This is a genomic window from Bifidobacterium sp. ESL1133, assembly GCF_058107325.1.
Map to the genome: position 1 here is coordinate 84356 of NZ_JBYLUI010000007.1, position 16627 is coordinate 100982.

Below are 16627 nucleotides of genomic sequence, written 5' to 3' on the forward strand. Positions count from 1 at the left end.
GGGATGACTGCAAAAGCGGTGAGACGGTTGAGCTGTCTCGCCGCTTTGCTTTTCTGAGGTTGCGCAGCGTCGCGCGAATTGTCATGTTTCGGACGGCTTCGATGGTTCCGATAGATCCTATTGTTTCTATGGTTTCGATAAGTCCTACAGTTAGGACAGTTCCACCGTGTCGGCAACATGAGTTCCACCGCGATAACATCATGCCCGTTCGAAAATGTGAGGTACGGGCGTGTTATATCTCTCTCTAAGCTATAATCGGACTTATGCCATTAGAGGAATCGCTCTTGCAGGAGTTCTCCACTGGCCGAACACAACGGCCAATTCCCTCTAACAAGTTATACCTCGGGACGGTGGTCTTCGATTTTGATGGCACCATAAGTCTGGGGGATGGCCCCGTTCTTGCTTACGCGCACCATGCATTCGCACATCTCGATGAGCCACGACGAGCTGAAGCAGAACATATGCTGTACCGCTATCTGCATGCTTTAGCAAATCCAGCGAATCCAGTAAATCCATCAGATTCTGAGGATTCCGCGAACTCAGAAGGGCCAAAGAACTCAGAAGGTCCAACGAGCCCAACAGATTCAAAGAGCCCAGAAAATTCAAAGATCTCAAAGGGCCCAGAAGATTCCGCGCAGGGTGAGATTGCGGGTGCAGTGGATTGGAACGACGGCTACGATGCCGTCGTTTCTTTGTGTGGGGAGTCTGTAGGGCCCGAGCTGCGCAATGAGGCGTACTTGGCCAGTCGTGAGGATCTAGCGTCCGGCTCGGTTTCGGTGCACGCTCCACATGGACTCCATGAGTTCCTTGAGACATTGGGAGAGCTGGGGTGCCGCCGTGTGTTGCTCTCCAATTCCCCGACGACCGGATTGGTGCAAACCCTGCAGCGTTTCGGGGTCGACGGCCTGTTCGATGAGGTCATTGCCTCCGCCGGCAAGCCTTCCCATTGGAACGAACATCTCGCTTATCTCACTGCTACCGCGCGCTCAACGCACTTGTTGAGCATCGGCGATTACTGGAGCAATGACGTTGAACCAGTGGTCGCACAAGGTTTTCAGGGAGCGCTCATCGGCGAGCGCACACCTGAATCATCTGTCTCAGGTCCGCATCCAACCTATCAGGCTGCGACGCTACCTGAGCTGTATCAGCCCATTATTGATGGGTGCTCGGCGTGGAGAGGGGAGGATGCTTGACATGACACCGTAAGTGTGCCGTTTCGTTGTGGACATACCGTTGCGTATGTTGATCGTTTGTAGTACTCAGCTGTATCAGCTATCTCAATATTTCATCGTTCATTATCGTTTCATTCATTAGTTCATCTTTCTTCGATAATCAATATCCACCTCATCGTTTCGCTACACAATGCATAGTGGTTGCTCTCGAAAGGACCATGTCATGAAAAAATCCTCCAAACTACTCAGAACGATGCTCGCTGCGGCTGCGGTCGTTGCGGTCAGCGCCTCGCTGGCGGCGTGCGGTAGTTCCAGCTCTGCCAAGTCGGACGACAAGCCGCTGACGTTGCAGTTCGTTCCCACCAACAACGACGGTTCCATGCAGGCCAAAGCCAAGCCGTTCGCGGACTATATGACGCGCAAGCTCGGCCGCACGGTCAAGGTGACGCTGGCCACCGACCACACCACCATTGTGGAGGCCATGTCTTCCGGCAAGGTGGACATCGGCGTCATGCCTCCGGCCGCTTATGTGCAGGCCAGGGATAAGAAGGCTGCCAAGGCTCTGCTGACTTCCGAGCGCGGTGGGTACGACCGCAAGACCGGCAGGCCGACGCCGGACAAGATGGTGAGCTCGTACAAGGCCGAGGTGCTGGTGCGCTCCGACAGTCCCATCAAGACGTTGAAGGATCTTAAGGGTAAGAAGATCGCGACGCTCAGCCCCGGGTCGGCCAGTGGCTACATTTACCCGGTGGTGGAGATGCGCAGCAAGGCTGGGGTGGACCCGGTCACCCAGTCCACGCTGACCACCGTCAACGATATTCCCAGCGAGCTGACCGCGGTGCTCGGCTCTCAGCAGGACGCGTGCTTCGGGTTTGAGGGGACGAGAAACGCCTTCGGCGACAAGTTCCCCGGCCATGATCTGTACAAGGAACTGCGAGTGCTGTACCTCACCGACGGTGACATTCCCAACGATGCCATCGCGGTGAACCCCAAGATGGATCAGGCCATGCAAGACAAGGTCAAGCAGGCGTTCCTTGACATGAAGAACGACAAGGAAGGCAAGACGGCGATGAAGATGTGGAACCATGATGGTTACAGTCCCGTCAACGAGAAGACCTATGACACCATCGAAAGCTACATCAACAAGGCGGCGGAGTAGACGCTGATATAACGGCAGGGGCTGCGCGAGTTACTTGAGCGCAGCCCCTGCCGGCCCGTTTGCCTCGCCAAGATTCCAGATTGCGAGGCTGGGCTCTTGGCGATGAACGAGCAACAACGGAGACATCATGATTGAAATAGAACATGTCGTGAAACGTTACGACAACGGTACCGTCGGACTTGACGACATCAGCCTGAAGGTGAACGATGGCGAATTCGTGGCCATCATCGGGCCGAGTGGAGCAGGTAAGAGCACACTGCTGCGCTCCGTTAATCGGCTGGAAGACACGACTTCGGGAGATATTCGCATCGACGGCGAGTCGATCACGCACGCCAGCCGTCGCCAGCTGCGTAAGATGCGCAGTGCAATCGGCATGATTTTCCAACAGTTCAACCTGGTCGGCAATGCCACGGTTCAGAAGAACGTCATATCGGGGCGTCTTGGCCGCTATTCCACCCTGCAAACGCTGTTTGGCATCTTCCCCAAAGAGGATTATGCGTTGGTCGATCAGGCATTGGATAACGTCGGGCTGCTCGACAAGGCGCAGGAGCGCAGCGACCAGCTCTCCGGCGGCCAGCAACAGCGCGTCGCCATCGCCCGTTCCCGTGTGCAGCAGGCTCGGTTGCTACTGGCCGATGAGCCGGTTGCCTCGCTCGACCCGGTCACGTCCCAGACCATTCTCGACGACTTGCAGGTCTTCAACCGCGAGGAGCATGCCACGGTGCTGATCAGCATCCATTCGGTGGAGTTTGCCAAACGGTACGCCACGCGCATCCTGGGCATGCGTCGAGGTCGCATCGTCTTTGACGGGACCCCCGACGAGCTCAGTGACGACATGTTCGCGCAAATCTACCAGTCCGCTTCCGACAGCGGCGAGGAGCGGTGATGGCACAGACAGTATCAACGGCCGCATCTGCTCGCCGTCCTCTCTCGCAGACCGTCCATCGTTCGTTGCTCAAGCGTGCGCTGACTTTTGCCGTGCTGGCCATATGTGTGCTCGCCGCTGCGAATATCACGGAAACCGACTTGGGTGAGGTGTTCTCCAACGCCGACCAGGCCGGAGACTTCTTCTCGAAACTGTTACGCCCCGACTGGGGATTCTTCCCGACACTGTGGACTCCACTGCTGCAGACGATCCGCATGTCGGTGGTGGGAACGGTGATCGGACTGGTGTTCGCTGTGCCGTTCGCATTTCTGGGCACGAAGATTGTGACTTCCAATATGGCGGTGACCGGTGTGGCCAGGTTTGTCATGGACATCATCCGCACCATACCGACCCTGCTGCTCGCCGCGCTGATCGTCACCTTCGTGGGCATCGGGCAGGTCAGCGGTGTGGCCACCATCGCCGTGTTTACGTTCGGCATCGTCGGCCAGTTGGTCTATCAGGCCATTGAAATCAGCAATCTCGGCCCGGTCGAGGCCGCACGGTCGGTGGGCGCCAACCGTGTGCAAATCGCTTGGACCGCCATCGCTCCGCAAATCATGGACGACATCGTAGGGTACGCCATGTATGTGTTCGAGATCAACATCAGAGCCTCGATGGTGCTCGGCTATGTCGGTGCCGGCGGCATCGGCGTGATGCTCAACTCCTCGTTGAGCCTCATGCGCTACGACCGTGTATCCCTCGTCATCCTTACTGTCCTGGTGCTGGTCGTCATCGTGGACACCTTGAGCGAGGCCATCAGAAAGGCGGTACGCTGATGAACAAGGTGGCTGCAACAACTGCTTCACGTACCTCCGGCAATGCCGGGCATCGTTCCGCTGCTTCTTCGACAGCCATGCAATGGCTGAAACGGGCAGGCTACGCGCTCATGGCCTTGGTGGTGGTCTGGGCCTTCGCCACGGTGGATTACTCCGATAAAACACCGATGTCGTTCAGCACGCTCGGCACCACGCTCGGGCAGCTCCTGCATCCCGACTGGGGGTATGTCTACGACGGTTCGGGCGAGGATCTGGTGTCCCTCATGCTCGAAACCATCGCCATTGCGTTTTTGAGTGTCATCATCTCCACGGTCATCGCGTTCCCATGGTCGTTCATCAGCGCTACTACGCTGTGGCCGCATGCGCGTATCGTGCCCAAGGTCGCCAAGTTCATCACCGATGTGCTTCGTGCGTTCCCCGAGCTGGTCTACGCCATTATCTTCGTCAAGGTGGTCGGCCCGGGCCCCGCCGCAGGTGTTCTGGCATTGGGCGTGCATCAGATCGGCATGCTGGGCAAACTGTACACGGAGTCCATCGAGAACATGAACGATCAGCCGGCCGAGGCGATGGCTTCCGTCGGTGCAGGGTTTACCAAGACTCTGCTGTTCGGTCGTATTCCGCTGTTGATGCCCATTTTCGCGTCGCTGTCGCTTAATCATTTCGAGATTGCGGTGCGTTCCGCCGCCACGCTCGGTTTGGTCGGTGCAGGCGGTATCGGTGCCCCGCTGATTTTCGCCATTCAAAACCGGCAGTGGGACCGGGTGAGCATCCTGCTGTTGGGCATCATCGTGGTAGTTGCGGTCATCGACTTGGTGACCGGGTGGCTGCGCAAAAAGCTGCTCTAATCGATGCCTGCTGAACTCGATCAACGCGTTTAAAGCGTCTAACTCGTGCATCTTGCGGGCGGACGCATCGGTGAAGGAGATTGCATGACTGAAGTCACAGTGCTGGGAACCAGCGATTTGCACGGTTTTGTCCCGGCGGCTCTTGGGAGGGCCGCCGGGTGGGATGGCGACGATCCGTCCGTGGCAGGAGGGCACGCCGCCGGTATCATGGCGGGTTCTCTGGCCATGCAACGGTTCGACCCAGCCACGAGCATCCTCATCGATGCGGGGGACTTCTTCCTTGGCAGTGCATACACGTCGTTCTTGGAAGATGACCAGTGTGCTGCCAAGTCTTCCGTTCCCTCGCCGCTGTCCGATATGGCTGTGGAATTCGGGTATGCCGCTATGGCCCCGGGCAACCATGATTTCGACCATGGCTCGGACTTCCTGCGCAGGCAGGTGCCGGTGCTGGGGGAGCGTCTGGTGTGCTGCAATGTGACCGATGCGGACGGAGTCCCTCTCTTCCCCGCGTACCGCATGGTGCAGGTCGCTCAGGTGCGCGTATGCGTGATTGGAGCGGTTACAGGAGCGTTGCCGCAACTGACGGCATTCGCCAACACCGCCGACATCCATGTGCTCAATCCTGTGGAGTGCGTGCGAGACACCGTGACGCAGGTGCGGCAGGATTGCGATCTTGTGGTGGTGGCCTATCATGGCGGCATCGAATGTGACATGGGCGACGGGCATCCGACCGAATATGCGACCGGTGAGGATGAGGCATACCGTATGCTCAGCGAGGTGCCGGGCATCGACGGCCTGCTGTGTGGGCACCAGCATCGGACCGCTTGCGGCGAGAGCCAAGGCGCGGTATATGTGCAGCCGGGCTACCAGGGCTCCCACGTTGGCTGCATGCGCTTCACCATCGGCGATGATGGCAGCGTGCTTTCGCGAGAGGCCAGTCTGATTGACATGCACGGAATGGATCCGGGTCATGGTGCCGACGAGCGCCGAGATGCTGATTGGGGTGGTCCCGGCAGTCGGGATGACGCGAACTTCCTGGAGAGCGGGCAGGAGGATCTTCTTGCCCGGCAACTGCGTCTTGAGGACTATCGGCACTGGATGGACGAGTCGGTGGATGTCTCCGGTTTTGCGCAATACGTGGCCGACAAGACCGGCATTGCCTCGTACCGGTACTCCTTCATGCCGCACGGCGGTGTGATTGCCCGGAAAGACTTCAAACGAGCGTTCCCGGCCCCGTACTCGCTTTCGGTGTTCCACCTCGGCGCCGAACAATACCGCCATTATGCGAATGCCGGTCTCATCGGGCATATCGGCGAGGCCGAACCGCAGGCCGACCCGCTGGGTGGGTATCGCATCATTACGAATGATCCGGCGGCCTTCCCTGCATATCGCTTGGAAAGCCGCACGGTCGACAACCTCTTCGACGAGTACCTGCACTACTGTAACGGTCGATGATCTACTGTTTTCCTGCCCATACGGTAGGTCAGCCAGCGTGCGAAGTGTGAAATCGCGTAGTTGACCAGGATGTAGATGATCGCGGTGACGAGGTATACTGGCAGCAGGCTGTTGTAGTTGGCGATGATGACCTTGGTGTTCTGCATCATCTCCGGATAGGTGACCACATACCCGAACGTGGTGTCCTTGACCACCACGACCAGCTGGGTTACCAGAGTGGGCACAATGATCTGCATCATTTGTGGCAAGATGATGTGACGGTAGTTCTGCCACTTGGTCAGACCGATGGACAGACCGGCTTCTTTCTGCCCGGTAGGCACCGCCTGCACGCCGGCGCGATACACCTCAGCCAGCACTGCGGAAGCACCCAGAGAAACGGGTATGACCACCATCCAGTATGTGCTCAGGTGGATGCCGAACTGACTGGGTACCAGGAAGAAGAAGTAGATGAACAACAGGGTCGGTGTGCCCCGGACGAACTCAATGACGGCCGTGGCAATCCAACGAATCGGCGCAATGGTCGAGATGCGTCCGAACATGAGGACCAGACCGCCCACCAGTGCGATGGCTCCTGCTCCCAACGCGGCGCGAGCGGTTCCCACGAAACCTTGCCCCAAGAACTTCCACACGTTCACGTTGGCGAACAGGCTCCAATACATCGGGTCGAACTGGCCGTTCGCGTCAAGCTGCATGACCACCCAGACCACCAGAGCAGCCACGGCCAACAAAGCGATGGCGGTGCCGATGGCAATACGTCGCCGTGCGCGCGGCCCGGCGGACTCGAACAGTGCGGATTCAGTTGGTGTCATCGCCATAGCATGACCTTCTTCTCCAAGAAGCGACCGATGGCAGCAATGACCAATCCAGTACACACATAAAACAGCGCTGCGACGAAGAATGTGGGAATCCCCAAAGATTCGTCGTTGTTGATGCGCGATACCAAGCCGGTCAACTCAACGTGAGCCAACGGCACCATCGCTCCGGTCGAGGAGCTGATGATCAGCGAGATGAACAGAGTGACCATAGGCTGCACCACGGCTCTCAACGACTGCGGAAGCACGATGGAAGAGACGATATGGCGGAACGAAAGACCCAACGAGCGGGCCGCCTCAATTTGCCCTACGTCAATGGCGTTGATGCCTGAACGCAAGTTGTCGGAGCCGAAGGCCGAGCCGACCAATACCAGTGTGACAATTACGCTCGGCTCGTAGTCAAGCACCACACCCACTTCCGGCAGTGCGAAGACGATGAAAATCAGCAGGCTGAGCACTGGAATGTTACGGAATACCTCTACGTACGCGGAAACCGCAGTCCGCAGCGGAGGGATGGGACTCACCCTGAACACCGTGAGCACCAGCGCGAGCGCCAGAGCCAAGACGAACGAGATGACGCCGATGCGCAGTGTCACCCCGTAACCGGCCAAGTAGTCTCGCCAGTAATGCTGAAGGAGAAAGAGGATGCTGTCCCATCCCGAATTTGCTTGGGTCATACGCCACTGAACCTGTTACTGAACCGTTGGGGGAGTGGGGGCTTTGTCAACGCCGGTACGGTCGCCGATGGTGAGTTGCCACAGCTTGGCCCACGTGCCGTCATCGATGATTTTCTTCAACCAGGCATTCACGAACGTGGTGGCATCGCTGCCCTTAGGCAAGCCGATGCCGGCGGGATCCTCGGTGCCGAAGCCTTCGCCGACCACCTTGAGCGACTTCGGGTCCTTTGCTACGTCTCCGAGCAGCAACGACTGTGTGACCACATAGGCATCCACGCGCTTCTGCTTCAGCGCCTGCACGATTTCGGCATCGGTCTGGAATTGTTGGATCTTGGCTTCTGGGGCATACTGTTTGACGATCTGGGGGCCTGTGGAGCCTTCCTGCACGCCTACGGTCTTGCCGGCCAGATCCTTGACATCCTTGATGTCGTCGTTGTTTGAACGCACCAGAATGCCTTGCTTGGAGCTGTAGTAAGGTCCGGCGAAGTCAACCTTTTCCTTACGCTGGTCGGTGATGGAATACGTGGCGAACACAGCATCCACCGTGCCGTTCTGCAGCACAGCCTCGCGAGTGGAGGAATCTACCACGTTCACGCTGGTCTTGGCGTCCCCGAGGATATATCGTGCCAGCAGTTGAGACAGGCCGGCATCAAATCCACGTAGCTTACCGTCGTCCGGGCTTTGCAACGAGAACAGTGTGGAAGTCTTGACCGCGCCCACTTTCAGTGTGCCGTCCTTCTTGACCGATGCGGCCCACTTGTTCGCATTCACATCAGCTGCGGAAGCCACGTCTCCGCTCTTGATGAGAGCGTCGTAAGCCTTGGTGTCCAGCGGCTTGCCGACTGAGTTTTTCGTCTCGCTTTGCGCCGAGGACGAGGATTTGTTGTCGGCTTTGGTGTCGCCGGTGGCGCCGCAACCGGCCAACAGCATACCGGTTGCAGTGAGCGCTGCTATAAGAGATGCGGTTTTCTTGACATTTCGGGTAAGGACGGTCATGGCACTACTCCTTCTCTTGATTTTCGCCTCAAGTTGAACGTACGGATGCTGCACGCCGGAGCGAGGCTTCCAGTAAGTATAAAACAAGTTGGTTACGGAAATGGACGGACACGGGTATTTACGATATTGATGTTGCTTATGCTGGACTATCAGCAAACCCCATCACACCGGTATGGCGGATGCCGGCAATTCGTACGGCGCCAGCTATCATGCATCGCCACGGTCAACAATGATGACGCGACGTTGGTGCTCGTCGTTGACCAAGGCGTACGGTCGGCGCTCACCGCCGTCGAACAACCGTACGGAGATAAGGCGATTGGCGCGTCCGGGCTTGTTTTCGATACGTTGGACCTGCATTTCATCGACAGCTGAATTCAGATAAGGGTCGAACACCTCCACCGCGTCCTGGCCGTCAGGAAGCCGAGAGAATCCGGTGACGAGCACATAATGGCCATTCATCTTGTTGGACCAGATACGTGCCATGCCGGCTCCCCCATCTTGTATCGCAGTGCGCAAAGGGCTTCCGGCTGCACCGGCCAGAGCCTGATCTCCCCGATACAGCTGTGCTCGTATGGGGAATCGTCCCGTCTCGCCGTACATGTTGAGCACGTCCATCAGCGCCAACATGGCGCTTGGCGAGGTGCCGTTGCCAGCAAAAGTGCCATCGGGGTCGTAATTGTCCATCGTGCGGGTGAACACGGACCACACCACGTCCGGGCGTAGCTCCTCGCGCTCGTACAGGTAGCGCAGCGCGTTGAACACGGTGGTGGGGGCGCATGTGTAGTCAGTGGACTGGTAGATCAAATCGTTTTTCATGGTTCCCCTTACTTGCCGACGGCAGGAACGCAGCTGTGCGCGTCTGTACAACAAGTGTAATGCCGGGCCGGAGTGTTGCGTGACTGTGTTCGGTCTGTCTCGGCGGTGATATATCTGTAACATACACGAAAACGGAATTGCTATAGGATGTTGCCATATCGTAATGAGACCGGACAACGAATACGGCATTAAGAGTTACTAAAAGCGGATGTTTGCTGAGCATCGCAGGCGAAGACCAAACATGAGTCTTGCTGAGCGTCAGTGAACCGCACAAACTGTTACGTCGAAAAGAAGGATATTTATGACTGGTTTTCCACATAGGACAACACATGTGAAGACGCGGGGATCGGCACATCAATGGCTCGCTTTCCTGCTGGCCGCACTGATGGTCGTGGCCAGCTTCGGCTTCTCTGTCGCATTCCCCGATGATGCACAGGCTTCCACTGCTGTGAGCGCAACGGCTGCAACGCAAGCCGAAGGCGCAAACAAAGGCATTGACCAGTCCGGCAAGTCGAGCGTCACCGACGAGACGAAGGCGCTCGCAGTCAAGGCCAAGGGGCGGCACTACACCATCGCCACGGATACCACATTCGCACCTTTTGAATTTAGGCAAAACGGTAAGCTCGTCGGTATCGATATGGACATTGTCAACGGCATCGCCAAAAGCCAAGGGTTCACCGTCACCATTCAGTCGCTTGGCTTCAATGCGGCAGTGCAGGCTTTGAGCTCGAATCAGGCCGATGGCGTCATCGCAGGCATGTCGATGACGGACGAGCGGCGCCAAGCCTATGATTTCTCCGACGCGTACTTCCAGTCCGGTGTGCAGATGGCCGTCGCCAAGTCCGACGACAGCATCAAGGGATACCAGGGGCTGAAGGGCAAGACGGTGACAGTCAAAACCGGTTCCGAAAGCGAGACCTACGCCAAGTCGATCAGCGAGAAGTACGGTTTCACTGTAAAGCCTGTTGACCAGTCGGCCACAATGGTTGAAATGGTCAAGTCCGGCAACGCCGCCGCCATGTTCGACGACTATCCGGTGCTCGCTTACGGCATCTCGCAAAACAACGGGCTGAAAGCCGTCACGCCCAAGGTTCCGGAAGGTTCCTACGGTTTCGCCGTCAACAAGGGGCGTAATGCTGAACTGCTCGCGGCCTTCAACGTCGGTCTTGCACAGCTGCGCGAATCCGGACAATACGACAAGATACTTACCACCTACTTGGGGGACAACGCCACTGGTTCGAAAGACACCAACAGCGTCAAAACCGTCAAGAAGGTAGGATTCTGGGATTTGGTCAAACAGTCCTTCCCGGCATTGATGACAGGCCTGAAAAACACGCTTATCATTACGGTGCTCTCGTTCGTGGTCGCCCTCATTCTTGGCTTGGTGTTCGGGCTGATGCGTGTCAGTGAGAACAAGATCCTTCAGTGGATTGCCAGGATCTATACGGCCATATTCCGCGGCACACCAGTGCTGGTCTGGGCCTTCTTCTTCTACTTCGGCATCCCGCAGATGGTCGGTCACTCGCTGCCGCACTGGCTGTGGATCTCCGGCTTGCTCACGCTTTCGCTCAACTCCGGCTCATACCTGACGGAAATTATCCGCGGATCCATTCAGTCGGTGGATGTCGGTCAGACCGAGGGGGCGCGCTCGCTGGGTATGACCAGTGGGCAGACCATGCGTAAAGTCGTGCTGCCGCAGGCCATTGCCTACGCCACACCGTCCGTGATCAATCAACTGGTCATTCTGCTCAAGGATTCCTCGCTGCTGCTCACCATCGGTTTCGCCGACCTGCTCTACCAGGCACAACAGCTCTATGCGGCGAACTTCCGCGTTACGGAGACACTGCTTATGGTCGGTGTCATCTACTTCGTGGCCATCACCGTGCTCACGTGGCTGGCGAACATTGTCGACCGACGTTTGAACAAGAAGTGAACCGCGAATCCACAACGATGATGCGACGATGAGAGAAATGCTGATGAGAAGAATGATGATGGGAGAAACCATGACGGACGAGATGATGGGTGTAGCCGGAGGAAACGCTACAGTATCGGGTGCGACCGCAGCTGATACTGCCATGACCGACGGCGCTGCAGCCGGCACAGCAGATGCAGGTGAACTGGTGGTGAACGTGCGCGACCTGTGCAAGAGCTACGGCGATACGCAGGTGTTGAAGCACATTGACCTGCAGGTGCGCAAGGGTGAGGTGGTGTGCATCATCGGGCCTTCGGGCGCCGGCAAATCAACGTTGCTGCGTTGCCTCAATGGCTTGGAAACGCCGACTTCGGGGTCGGTTGTGGTCAACGGTGAGGATATTGCCTCCAGGGACGTGAACATCGACAAGGTGCGCGAGCAGATCGGCATGGTGTTCCAGCACTTCAATCTGTTCCCGAACATGAGTGTGGAAGAGAACATCACGCTCGCTCCCACCATGGTGCGCAAGACACCCAAGGAGGAGGCTCGCCGAACCGCAGCCCGCTTGCTTGATTTGGTCGGACTGTCGGAGAAGAAGGATGCCATGCCGTCCTCTCTTTCCGGCGGTCAGCAGCAGCGTGTTGCCATTGCGCGGTCCTTGGCTATGAATCCGTCGATTATGCTCTTTGACGAGGCCACGAGTGCTCTTGACCCGGAGATGGTCGGCGATGTGCTTGAAGTAATCCGTCGTCTGGCGGATCAAGGCATGACGATGATTCTGGTTACTCATGAGATGGGTTTTGCGCGAGAGGTGTCCAGCCGCGTCATCTTCACCGATAGTGGTGTGATTGAGGAGCAGGGCACACCCGATCAGATTTTCAACCATCCTAAGAGCGAACGCCTGAAGTCGTTCCTCTCAAAGGTGCTGTAACAACCTAATCCGTCTATCGACCCGGGGTTGGATCACTGTTGATTTGCCGTGCGCCAGAGCAGCTGGTTGAAGTGTTCTGGCCCTGCGCCGATCTCGAAGTTGTACATGGCGCAGCCCAACCCCACGTGGGCGAAAAGCCCCTCGCTCGCTCGGGCGCTTACGGTCGCCTCGCCGTTCGTTCCGCTGTGCAAAGTGAAGACGAACGGCTGCTGGTTGAGCGATGTGGGAGCACGCATCGCGGCTTGCATGCCGTTCAGGAACCACTGCGGTGCCGGTTGGGATTCTCCCGCAGTTTGCGTCGGTGCAGCGGTTGTGCCGGGTTTGTCTGTGTTGGGTGAGCTTGCGCTGGGTAGGTTTACGCTTGGCGAGCCCGTACCTGTGCTGTTCGCTTCTGTGCTGGAGCAACCGCAATCCAGCGACATGTCATCGGGAATCTCGCACAATTGAGTCATGGCTTTGCTGCGACATTTCGAAATCCTGCCTGCGGGATGGCCGAACGCCAACACCCAGATGATATGTTCGCCCGGGTTGAGGTCCCACCAGCCATCGGTGGCATTGTCGAGCACGGCCCACGAGGTCGCCAGGCCTAGGCTCACCAGGAACACGCTCAGGTGCTCGCCCCAGTATCCGACGTTCGTTTGCAATGCGATTTCGTCGGCATCCTCTGCTGTTCCACTTGTGGCGGCGTGCTTGAGTTCGTCTCCAGTGAGTCCCTTGCCTTTGCCGATCAACACAATGGCGTTGTGGACATTGCGGAACCTGCCGTAATGCGTTTTGCAGCCCATGAAGGCGTCGTCCAATCCGCTTGTCATTTGGATGTGCAATCCGGAAGCTGCGTTGCAGACCTCGATTTCATGCTGGATGCGGGCCAAGGTTTCGCCATCGACGGCCTCGTCGGTGTAGGAGCGCACGGAATGTCGTTGTTCCAGATCCTCAAGTGTGTTCATGCTTACTATTTTCTCATGCTGCTGGAACTTAGCGTTTCGTGTTGGCTGCTGTGAATGGCCAATACACGGTACTAAGCACCTACATCGCTGAAAGTCGGGAATGCTGAACACAGCAAAAGTGCCCCCCGTCGGACTCGAACCGACAACCCACGACTTAAAAGGACGCTGCTCTAACCATTGAGCCAGAGGGGCACGAAAAGCCATTATACAGCGTTGCTTGACGAGACACACGGAAGTCTCTCGTTTTGTGAATTTGACTCTCCGGCGTTGCCGCCTGTCAAATTTGAATTGTTGTGGTATGTATGGTGCGGGCATGGGTAGTGGGCAGTAGGTAGAATCGGGCTATGTCTTGTACCACTCTTCTTGTAGGAAAAAACGCTAGCTACGACGGGTCCACGCTGATTGCGCGTGACGACGACTCCGGTCACGGTCGCTATGATCCCAAGCGTTTGGTGGCTGTGCGCCCCGAGGATCAACCGCGCCACTACCGCAGCACGCTCAGCCACGTTGAGATCGATCTGCCGGATGATCCCTGCGCGTACACGATTGCTCCCGACGCCTTGCGTGACCGCGGTATTCTGGCCGAAGCTGGTGTGAGCGAGCGCAACGTGGCAATGAGTGCCACGGAAACCATCGCCGTCAACGAGCGGGTGCTCGGAGCCGATCCGATGGTCGAGCTGCGACAGGCGCGCACCGAACATGCCGCCGGCAACGGTTCCCAAGCGCAGGGTGATGCCGGTGAGCTTGCCGTAGACCAGTTCTGGCGGTTGCACGGCGAGGCTGAACCGTATGACGGCAGCATTCTGGACACGGGCCTGCAGGTCAATGATTTGCTGCCTTCCGATGCGGCGCCCAATGCCGTGAGTGACATTCCCTCCGATGTGCAGGCGCATGGAGAGGTTCCAGGGGGAATCGGCGAAGAAGATATCATCACTCTGGTGTTGCCGTATGTGCACACGGCTCGCCAAGCGGTGGTGCGCTTGGGGTCGCTGCTGGAACAGTACGGAACATATGAAGCCAACGGTGTGAGCATCTCTGATGTGAACGAAGTCTGGTACGTGGAAACCATCGGTGGGCATCACTGGATTGCCAAGCGCGTGCCTGACGACTGCTACGCCGCGATTCCCAATCAGCTGGGCATTGATGATTTCGATCTTGAGGCGGCACTTGCCTACGACGGTGATGAGCAAAAACCGTGTGATTTCCTGTGCTCGCAGGATATGCGCGAGTTTATTGCAGCCAATCATCTTGACCGGTCCATGGAGAGTGGGGAAGACCGGTGGCGTCACATGAACCCGCGCCATGTGTTTGGAACGGCCACCACCAAGGACCACATCTACAACACGCCTCGTGCTTGGTATATGCAGCGTTGTCTGAACCCGAGCGACGACTGGGATTCGCCGGACGCGCGTTTTACTCCCATCTCGGAGGACATGCCCTGGGCGCGCGTGCCTGAGCGTAAGGTGACGCTCGAAGACATGGACATGGTGCTCAGCTCCCACTACGAAGACACACCGTATGATCCTTACGGGCGTCTGGGGACCGAAGAGACTCGTCACCGGTATCGTCCCATCGGTATCAGCCGCACAGGCCACATGGCCATCATGCAGATCCGCCCGTACATGCCGGAATCCTACCGTTCGCTGATGTGGCTTGCCTTCGGCGCACAACCCTTTACCTGCCCGGTGCCGTTCTATACGTCAGTGGCCGATACCCCTGCCTACTTGCGTGATACCACGGGTGAGGTGGACACCAACTCGTTGTATTGGACCAACCGTTTGATTTCGGTGATTGCCGACGCGCATTACAATCCCAACAGCAATGCGCTCGAGGCGTTCCATGAAGATGTGATGGGGCATGGGCACATGTTTGTGGATCAAACAGATCAGGCTGCTCACACGGTTGCGCAGTCAACGTCTCAGCAAGCGTTGCGCACGCTGCTGGAACGTGCAAATCAGCGCATGTCGGACTACTTGCAGGCGCGCAACCAGAAGCTGCTCTCCCAGGTGCTCTTTACGTCGAGCGACCTGATGAACAATGCTTTTGCGCTCTCCGACCGTCCTCGCTGACGTAGTGCGTTAGGTATTGGTCAGGGGCGGCATGGCCTGTTGAATTCGTTGGAGACAAGGCTCCCGAGGTTGCGGCGCTGCCCCTGGTGTGGTTATTCGGCGTGGCTGTCGGTGCTGTTGGTGCTGTCGGAATTCGCGGTGCTGCCCGCGTTGTCGATATTGTCAGCGTTGGTGGCGCTGCCGGCAGCCTTGCCGTTGTTGCTCTCGAATCGCAACTCCGGCTTGGGTTCTAGCCGGGAGAGACCATGCCATGCCAGGTTGACGATGTGCGCGGCGATTTGTTCCTTGCTGATTTTGGGGTGGCTTGCCCAGTATTGACCGGTGAATACGGTCATACCTACGAGCATCTGTGCGTAATATGGTGCGGTCTTGACGGGCAGGTGGTGGGCTTTGAACGCTTTGCCCAGCAGCTCTTCGACGTGCATGCTCACGTCTCCCAACAGCGAGCTGAAAGAGCTGGCCGGATCGGTGCTGGGGGAGTCTCGCACCAGCACCTGGAATCCTTCGGCATTCTCTTCGATGTAGGTGAGCAGTCCCAATGCGGTGCGCTCCACGATTTGACGGGGATGCTCGTCGTTGGCTGACAATGCGTTGATCAGGGTGTCGGTCAGCTTGCGCATCTCGCGATCCACCACCACGGCGTACAGCCCTTCTTTGCCTCCGAAGTGTTCGTAGACAATCGGTTTGCTTACTTTGGCAGTAGCCGCTATCTCCTCCACGCTCACCGCTTCGAAACCTTCTGCGGCGAACAGTGCGCGCCCTATGGCTATCAGCTGTTCACGCCGCTGATATGACGTCATTCTCGAAGTGTTGGCCATACTGTCATCATACAGAATCTCCGCCCTTAGGTTTGCGGCCGTACCATGTTCTTCGGCGGCAGCTGCGATGAAGTGTGAGTGGAATTCTCGCTGCTGGTAAAAGCGGTGAAGCGATGTCTGCGCAGTGACGGCGCGCCGAACGCCGGTTTCGTGGTGGTTGTCAGCAGTGCTCAGTCTATGTGTGAAAGGTTACATTTCGTGTGATGGGCTTAGCGGCTCGGCTCAGGTGGTGCTAGATTTGTCTTGTTGTCTGAAGTCGGGCACATCGTACTTATTGAGGAACCATGCATCACAACAGCACTACCGCATCTTCGCCG

The 16627-nt window shown here is 57.5% G+C and carries 16 protein-coding genes and 1 tRNA gene; 9 read left to right on the forward strand and 8 right to left on the reverse strand.

The window, feature by feature from the left end; genetic code table 11:
- Nucleotides 1-335: 335 nt before the first annotated feature.
- Nucleotides 336-461, reverse strand: a complete 126-nt coding sequence (locus tag AC3B5A_RS07515) for a hypothetical protein (RefSeq protein WP_489800022.1) — start codon at nucleotides 459-461, stop codon at nucleotides 336-338.
- Nucleotides 462-656: 195 nt separating this feature from the next.
- On the opposite strand from AC3B5A_RS07515, the gene AC3B5A_RS07520 reads away from it, so the two are divergent.
- From AC3B5A_RS07520 to AC3B5A_RS07545, 6 genes are all read left to right on the forward strand, one after another.
- Nucleotides 657-1193: an HAD family hydrolase gene (locus tag AC3B5A_RS07520; RefSeq protein ID WP_489800023.1), complete on the forward strand. Its 537-nt coding sequence runs from the start codon at nucleotides 657-659 to the stop codon at nucleotides 1191-1193.
- A gap of 202 nt (nucleotides 1194-1395) precedes the next feature.
- A complete protein-coding gene (locus AC3B5A_RS07525; RefSeq protein ID WP_489760298.1) occupies nucleotides 1396-2331 on the forward strand; it encodes a phosphate/phosphite/phosphonate ABC transporter substrate-binding protein in 936 nt (311 codons plus the stop codon).
- A 127-nt stretch (nucleotides 2332-2458) separates the two neighbouring features.
- On the forward strand, nucleotides 2459-3217 hold the full coding sequence (gene phnC, locus AC3B5A_RS07530; protein ID WP_489800024.1) for a phosphonate ABC transporter ATP-binding protein: 759 nt from the start codon (nucleotides 2459-2461) through the stop codon (nucleotides 3215-3217).
- On the forward strand, nucleotides 3217-4032 hold the full coding sequence (gene phnE, locus AC3B5A_RS07535) for a phosphonate ABC transporter, permease protein PhnE (protein WP_489760296.1): 816 nt from the start codon (nucleotides 3217-3219) through the stop codon (nucleotides 4030-4032). Before phnC ends, phnE (AC3B5A_RS07535) begins: the two co-directional genes overlap by 1 nt.
- Nucleotides 4032-4877, forward strand: coding sequence for a phosphonate ABC transporter, permease protein PhnE (gene phnE, locus AC3B5A_RS07540; protein ID WP_489800025.1), 846 nt, complete (start codon nucleotides 4032-4034; stop codon nucleotides 4875-4877). Before phnE (AC3B5A_RS07535) ends, phnE (AC3B5A_RS07540) begins: the two co-directional genes overlap by 1 nt.
- 84 nt (nucleotides 4878-4961) lie before the next feature.
- Nucleotides 4962-6332, forward strand: a complete 1371-nt coding sequence (locus tag AC3B5A_RS07545) for a metallophosphoesterase (RefSeq protein ID WP_489800026.1) — start codon at nucleotides 4962-4964, stop codon at nucleotides 6330-6332.
- Here AC3B5A_RS07545 and AC3B5A_RS07550 read toward each other — a convergent pair.
- The 4 genes from AC3B5A_RS07550 to AC3B5A_RS07565 all read right to left on the reverse strand — a co-directional run bounded on the left by AC3B5A_RS07550 (nucleotide 6314) and on the right by AC3B5A_RS07565 (nucleotide 9633).
- Entirely contained in the window at nucleotides 6314-7147 is an 834-nt protein-coding gene (locus AC3B5A_RS07550; protein WP_489800027.1) for an amino acid ABC transporter permease, read from the reverse strand. The genes AC3B5A_RS07545 and AC3B5A_RS07550 overlap by 19 nt on opposite strands.
- Complete coding sequence (locus tag AC3B5A_RS07555; RefSeq protein WP_489800028.1) at nucleotides 7138-7821, reverse strand: amino acid ABC transporter permease; 684 nt, start codon at nucleotides 7819-7821, stop codon at nucleotides 7138-7140. The genes AC3B5A_RS07550 and AC3B5A_RS07555 overlap by 10 nt, the downstream gene beginning before the upstream one ends.
- A 15-nt stretch (nucleotides 7822-7836) precedes the next feature.
- Complete coding sequence (locus AC3B5A_RS07560) at nucleotides 7837-8817, reverse strand: glutamate ABC transporter substrate-binding protein (protein ID WP_489760291.1); 981 nt, start codon at nucleotides 8815-8817, stop codon at nucleotides 7837-7839.
- Between the two features lie 207 nt (nucleotides 8818-9024).
- Complete coding sequence (locus tag AC3B5A_RS07565) at nucleotides 9025-9633, reverse strand: C39 family peptidase (RefSeq protein WP_489800029.1); 609 nt, start codon at nucleotides 9631-9633, stop codon at nucleotides 9025-9027.
- Nucleotides 9634-9964: 331 nt separating this feature from the next.
- Between AC3B5A_RS07565 and AC3B5A_RS07570 the strand changes: the two genes are divergently transcribed.
- On the forward strand, nucleotides 9965-11566 hold the full coding sequence (locus tag AC3B5A_RS07570; RefSeq protein ID WP_489800030.1) for an amino acid ABC transporter substrate-binding protein/permease: 1602 nt from the start codon (nucleotides 9965-9967) through the stop codon (nucleotides 11564-11566).
- 142 nt (nucleotides 11567-11708) lie between these two features.
- Nucleotides 11709-12476, forward strand: coding sequence for an amino acid ABC transporter ATP-binding protein (locus tag AC3B5A_RS07575; RefSeq protein WP_489760348.1), 768 nt, complete (start codon nucleotides 11709-11711; stop codon nucleotides 12474-12476).
- A gap of 32 nt (nucleotides 12477-12508) precedes the next feature.
- Here AC3B5A_RS07575 and AC3B5A_RS07580 read toward each other — a convergent pair whose 3' ends face one another.
- Nucleotides 12509-13423: a nitroreductase family protein gene (locus tag AC3B5A_RS07580; protein WP_489760288.1), complete on the reverse strand. Its 915-nt coding sequence runs from the start codon at nucleotides 13421-13423 to the stop codon at nucleotides 12509-12511.
- A gap of 119 nt (nucleotides 13424-13542) precedes the next feature.
- Nucleotides 13543-13615, reverse strand: a tRNA-Lys gene (locus AC3B5A_RS07585).
- A 152-nt stretch (nucleotides 13616-13767) separates the two neighbouring features.
- Here AC3B5A_RS07585 and AC3B5A_RS07590 point away from each other — a divergent pair.
- Nucleotides 13768-15492, forward strand: a complete 1725-nt coding sequence (locus AC3B5A_RS07590) for a C69 family dipeptidase (protein WP_489800031.1) — start codon at nucleotides 13768-13770, stop codon at nucleotides 15490-15492.
- 92 nt (nucleotides 15493-15584) lie between these two features.
- Here the strand turns inward: AC3B5A_RS07590 and AC3B5A_RS07595 are convergent, their stop codons facing one another.
- Nucleotides 15585-16292: a TetR/AcrR family transcriptional regulator gene (locus AC3B5A_RS07595; protein ID WP_489800032.1), complete on the reverse strand. Its 708-nt coding sequence runs from the start codon at nucleotides 16290-16292 to the stop codon at nucleotides 15585-15587.
- Nucleotides 16293-16627: the final 335 nt, after the last annotated feature.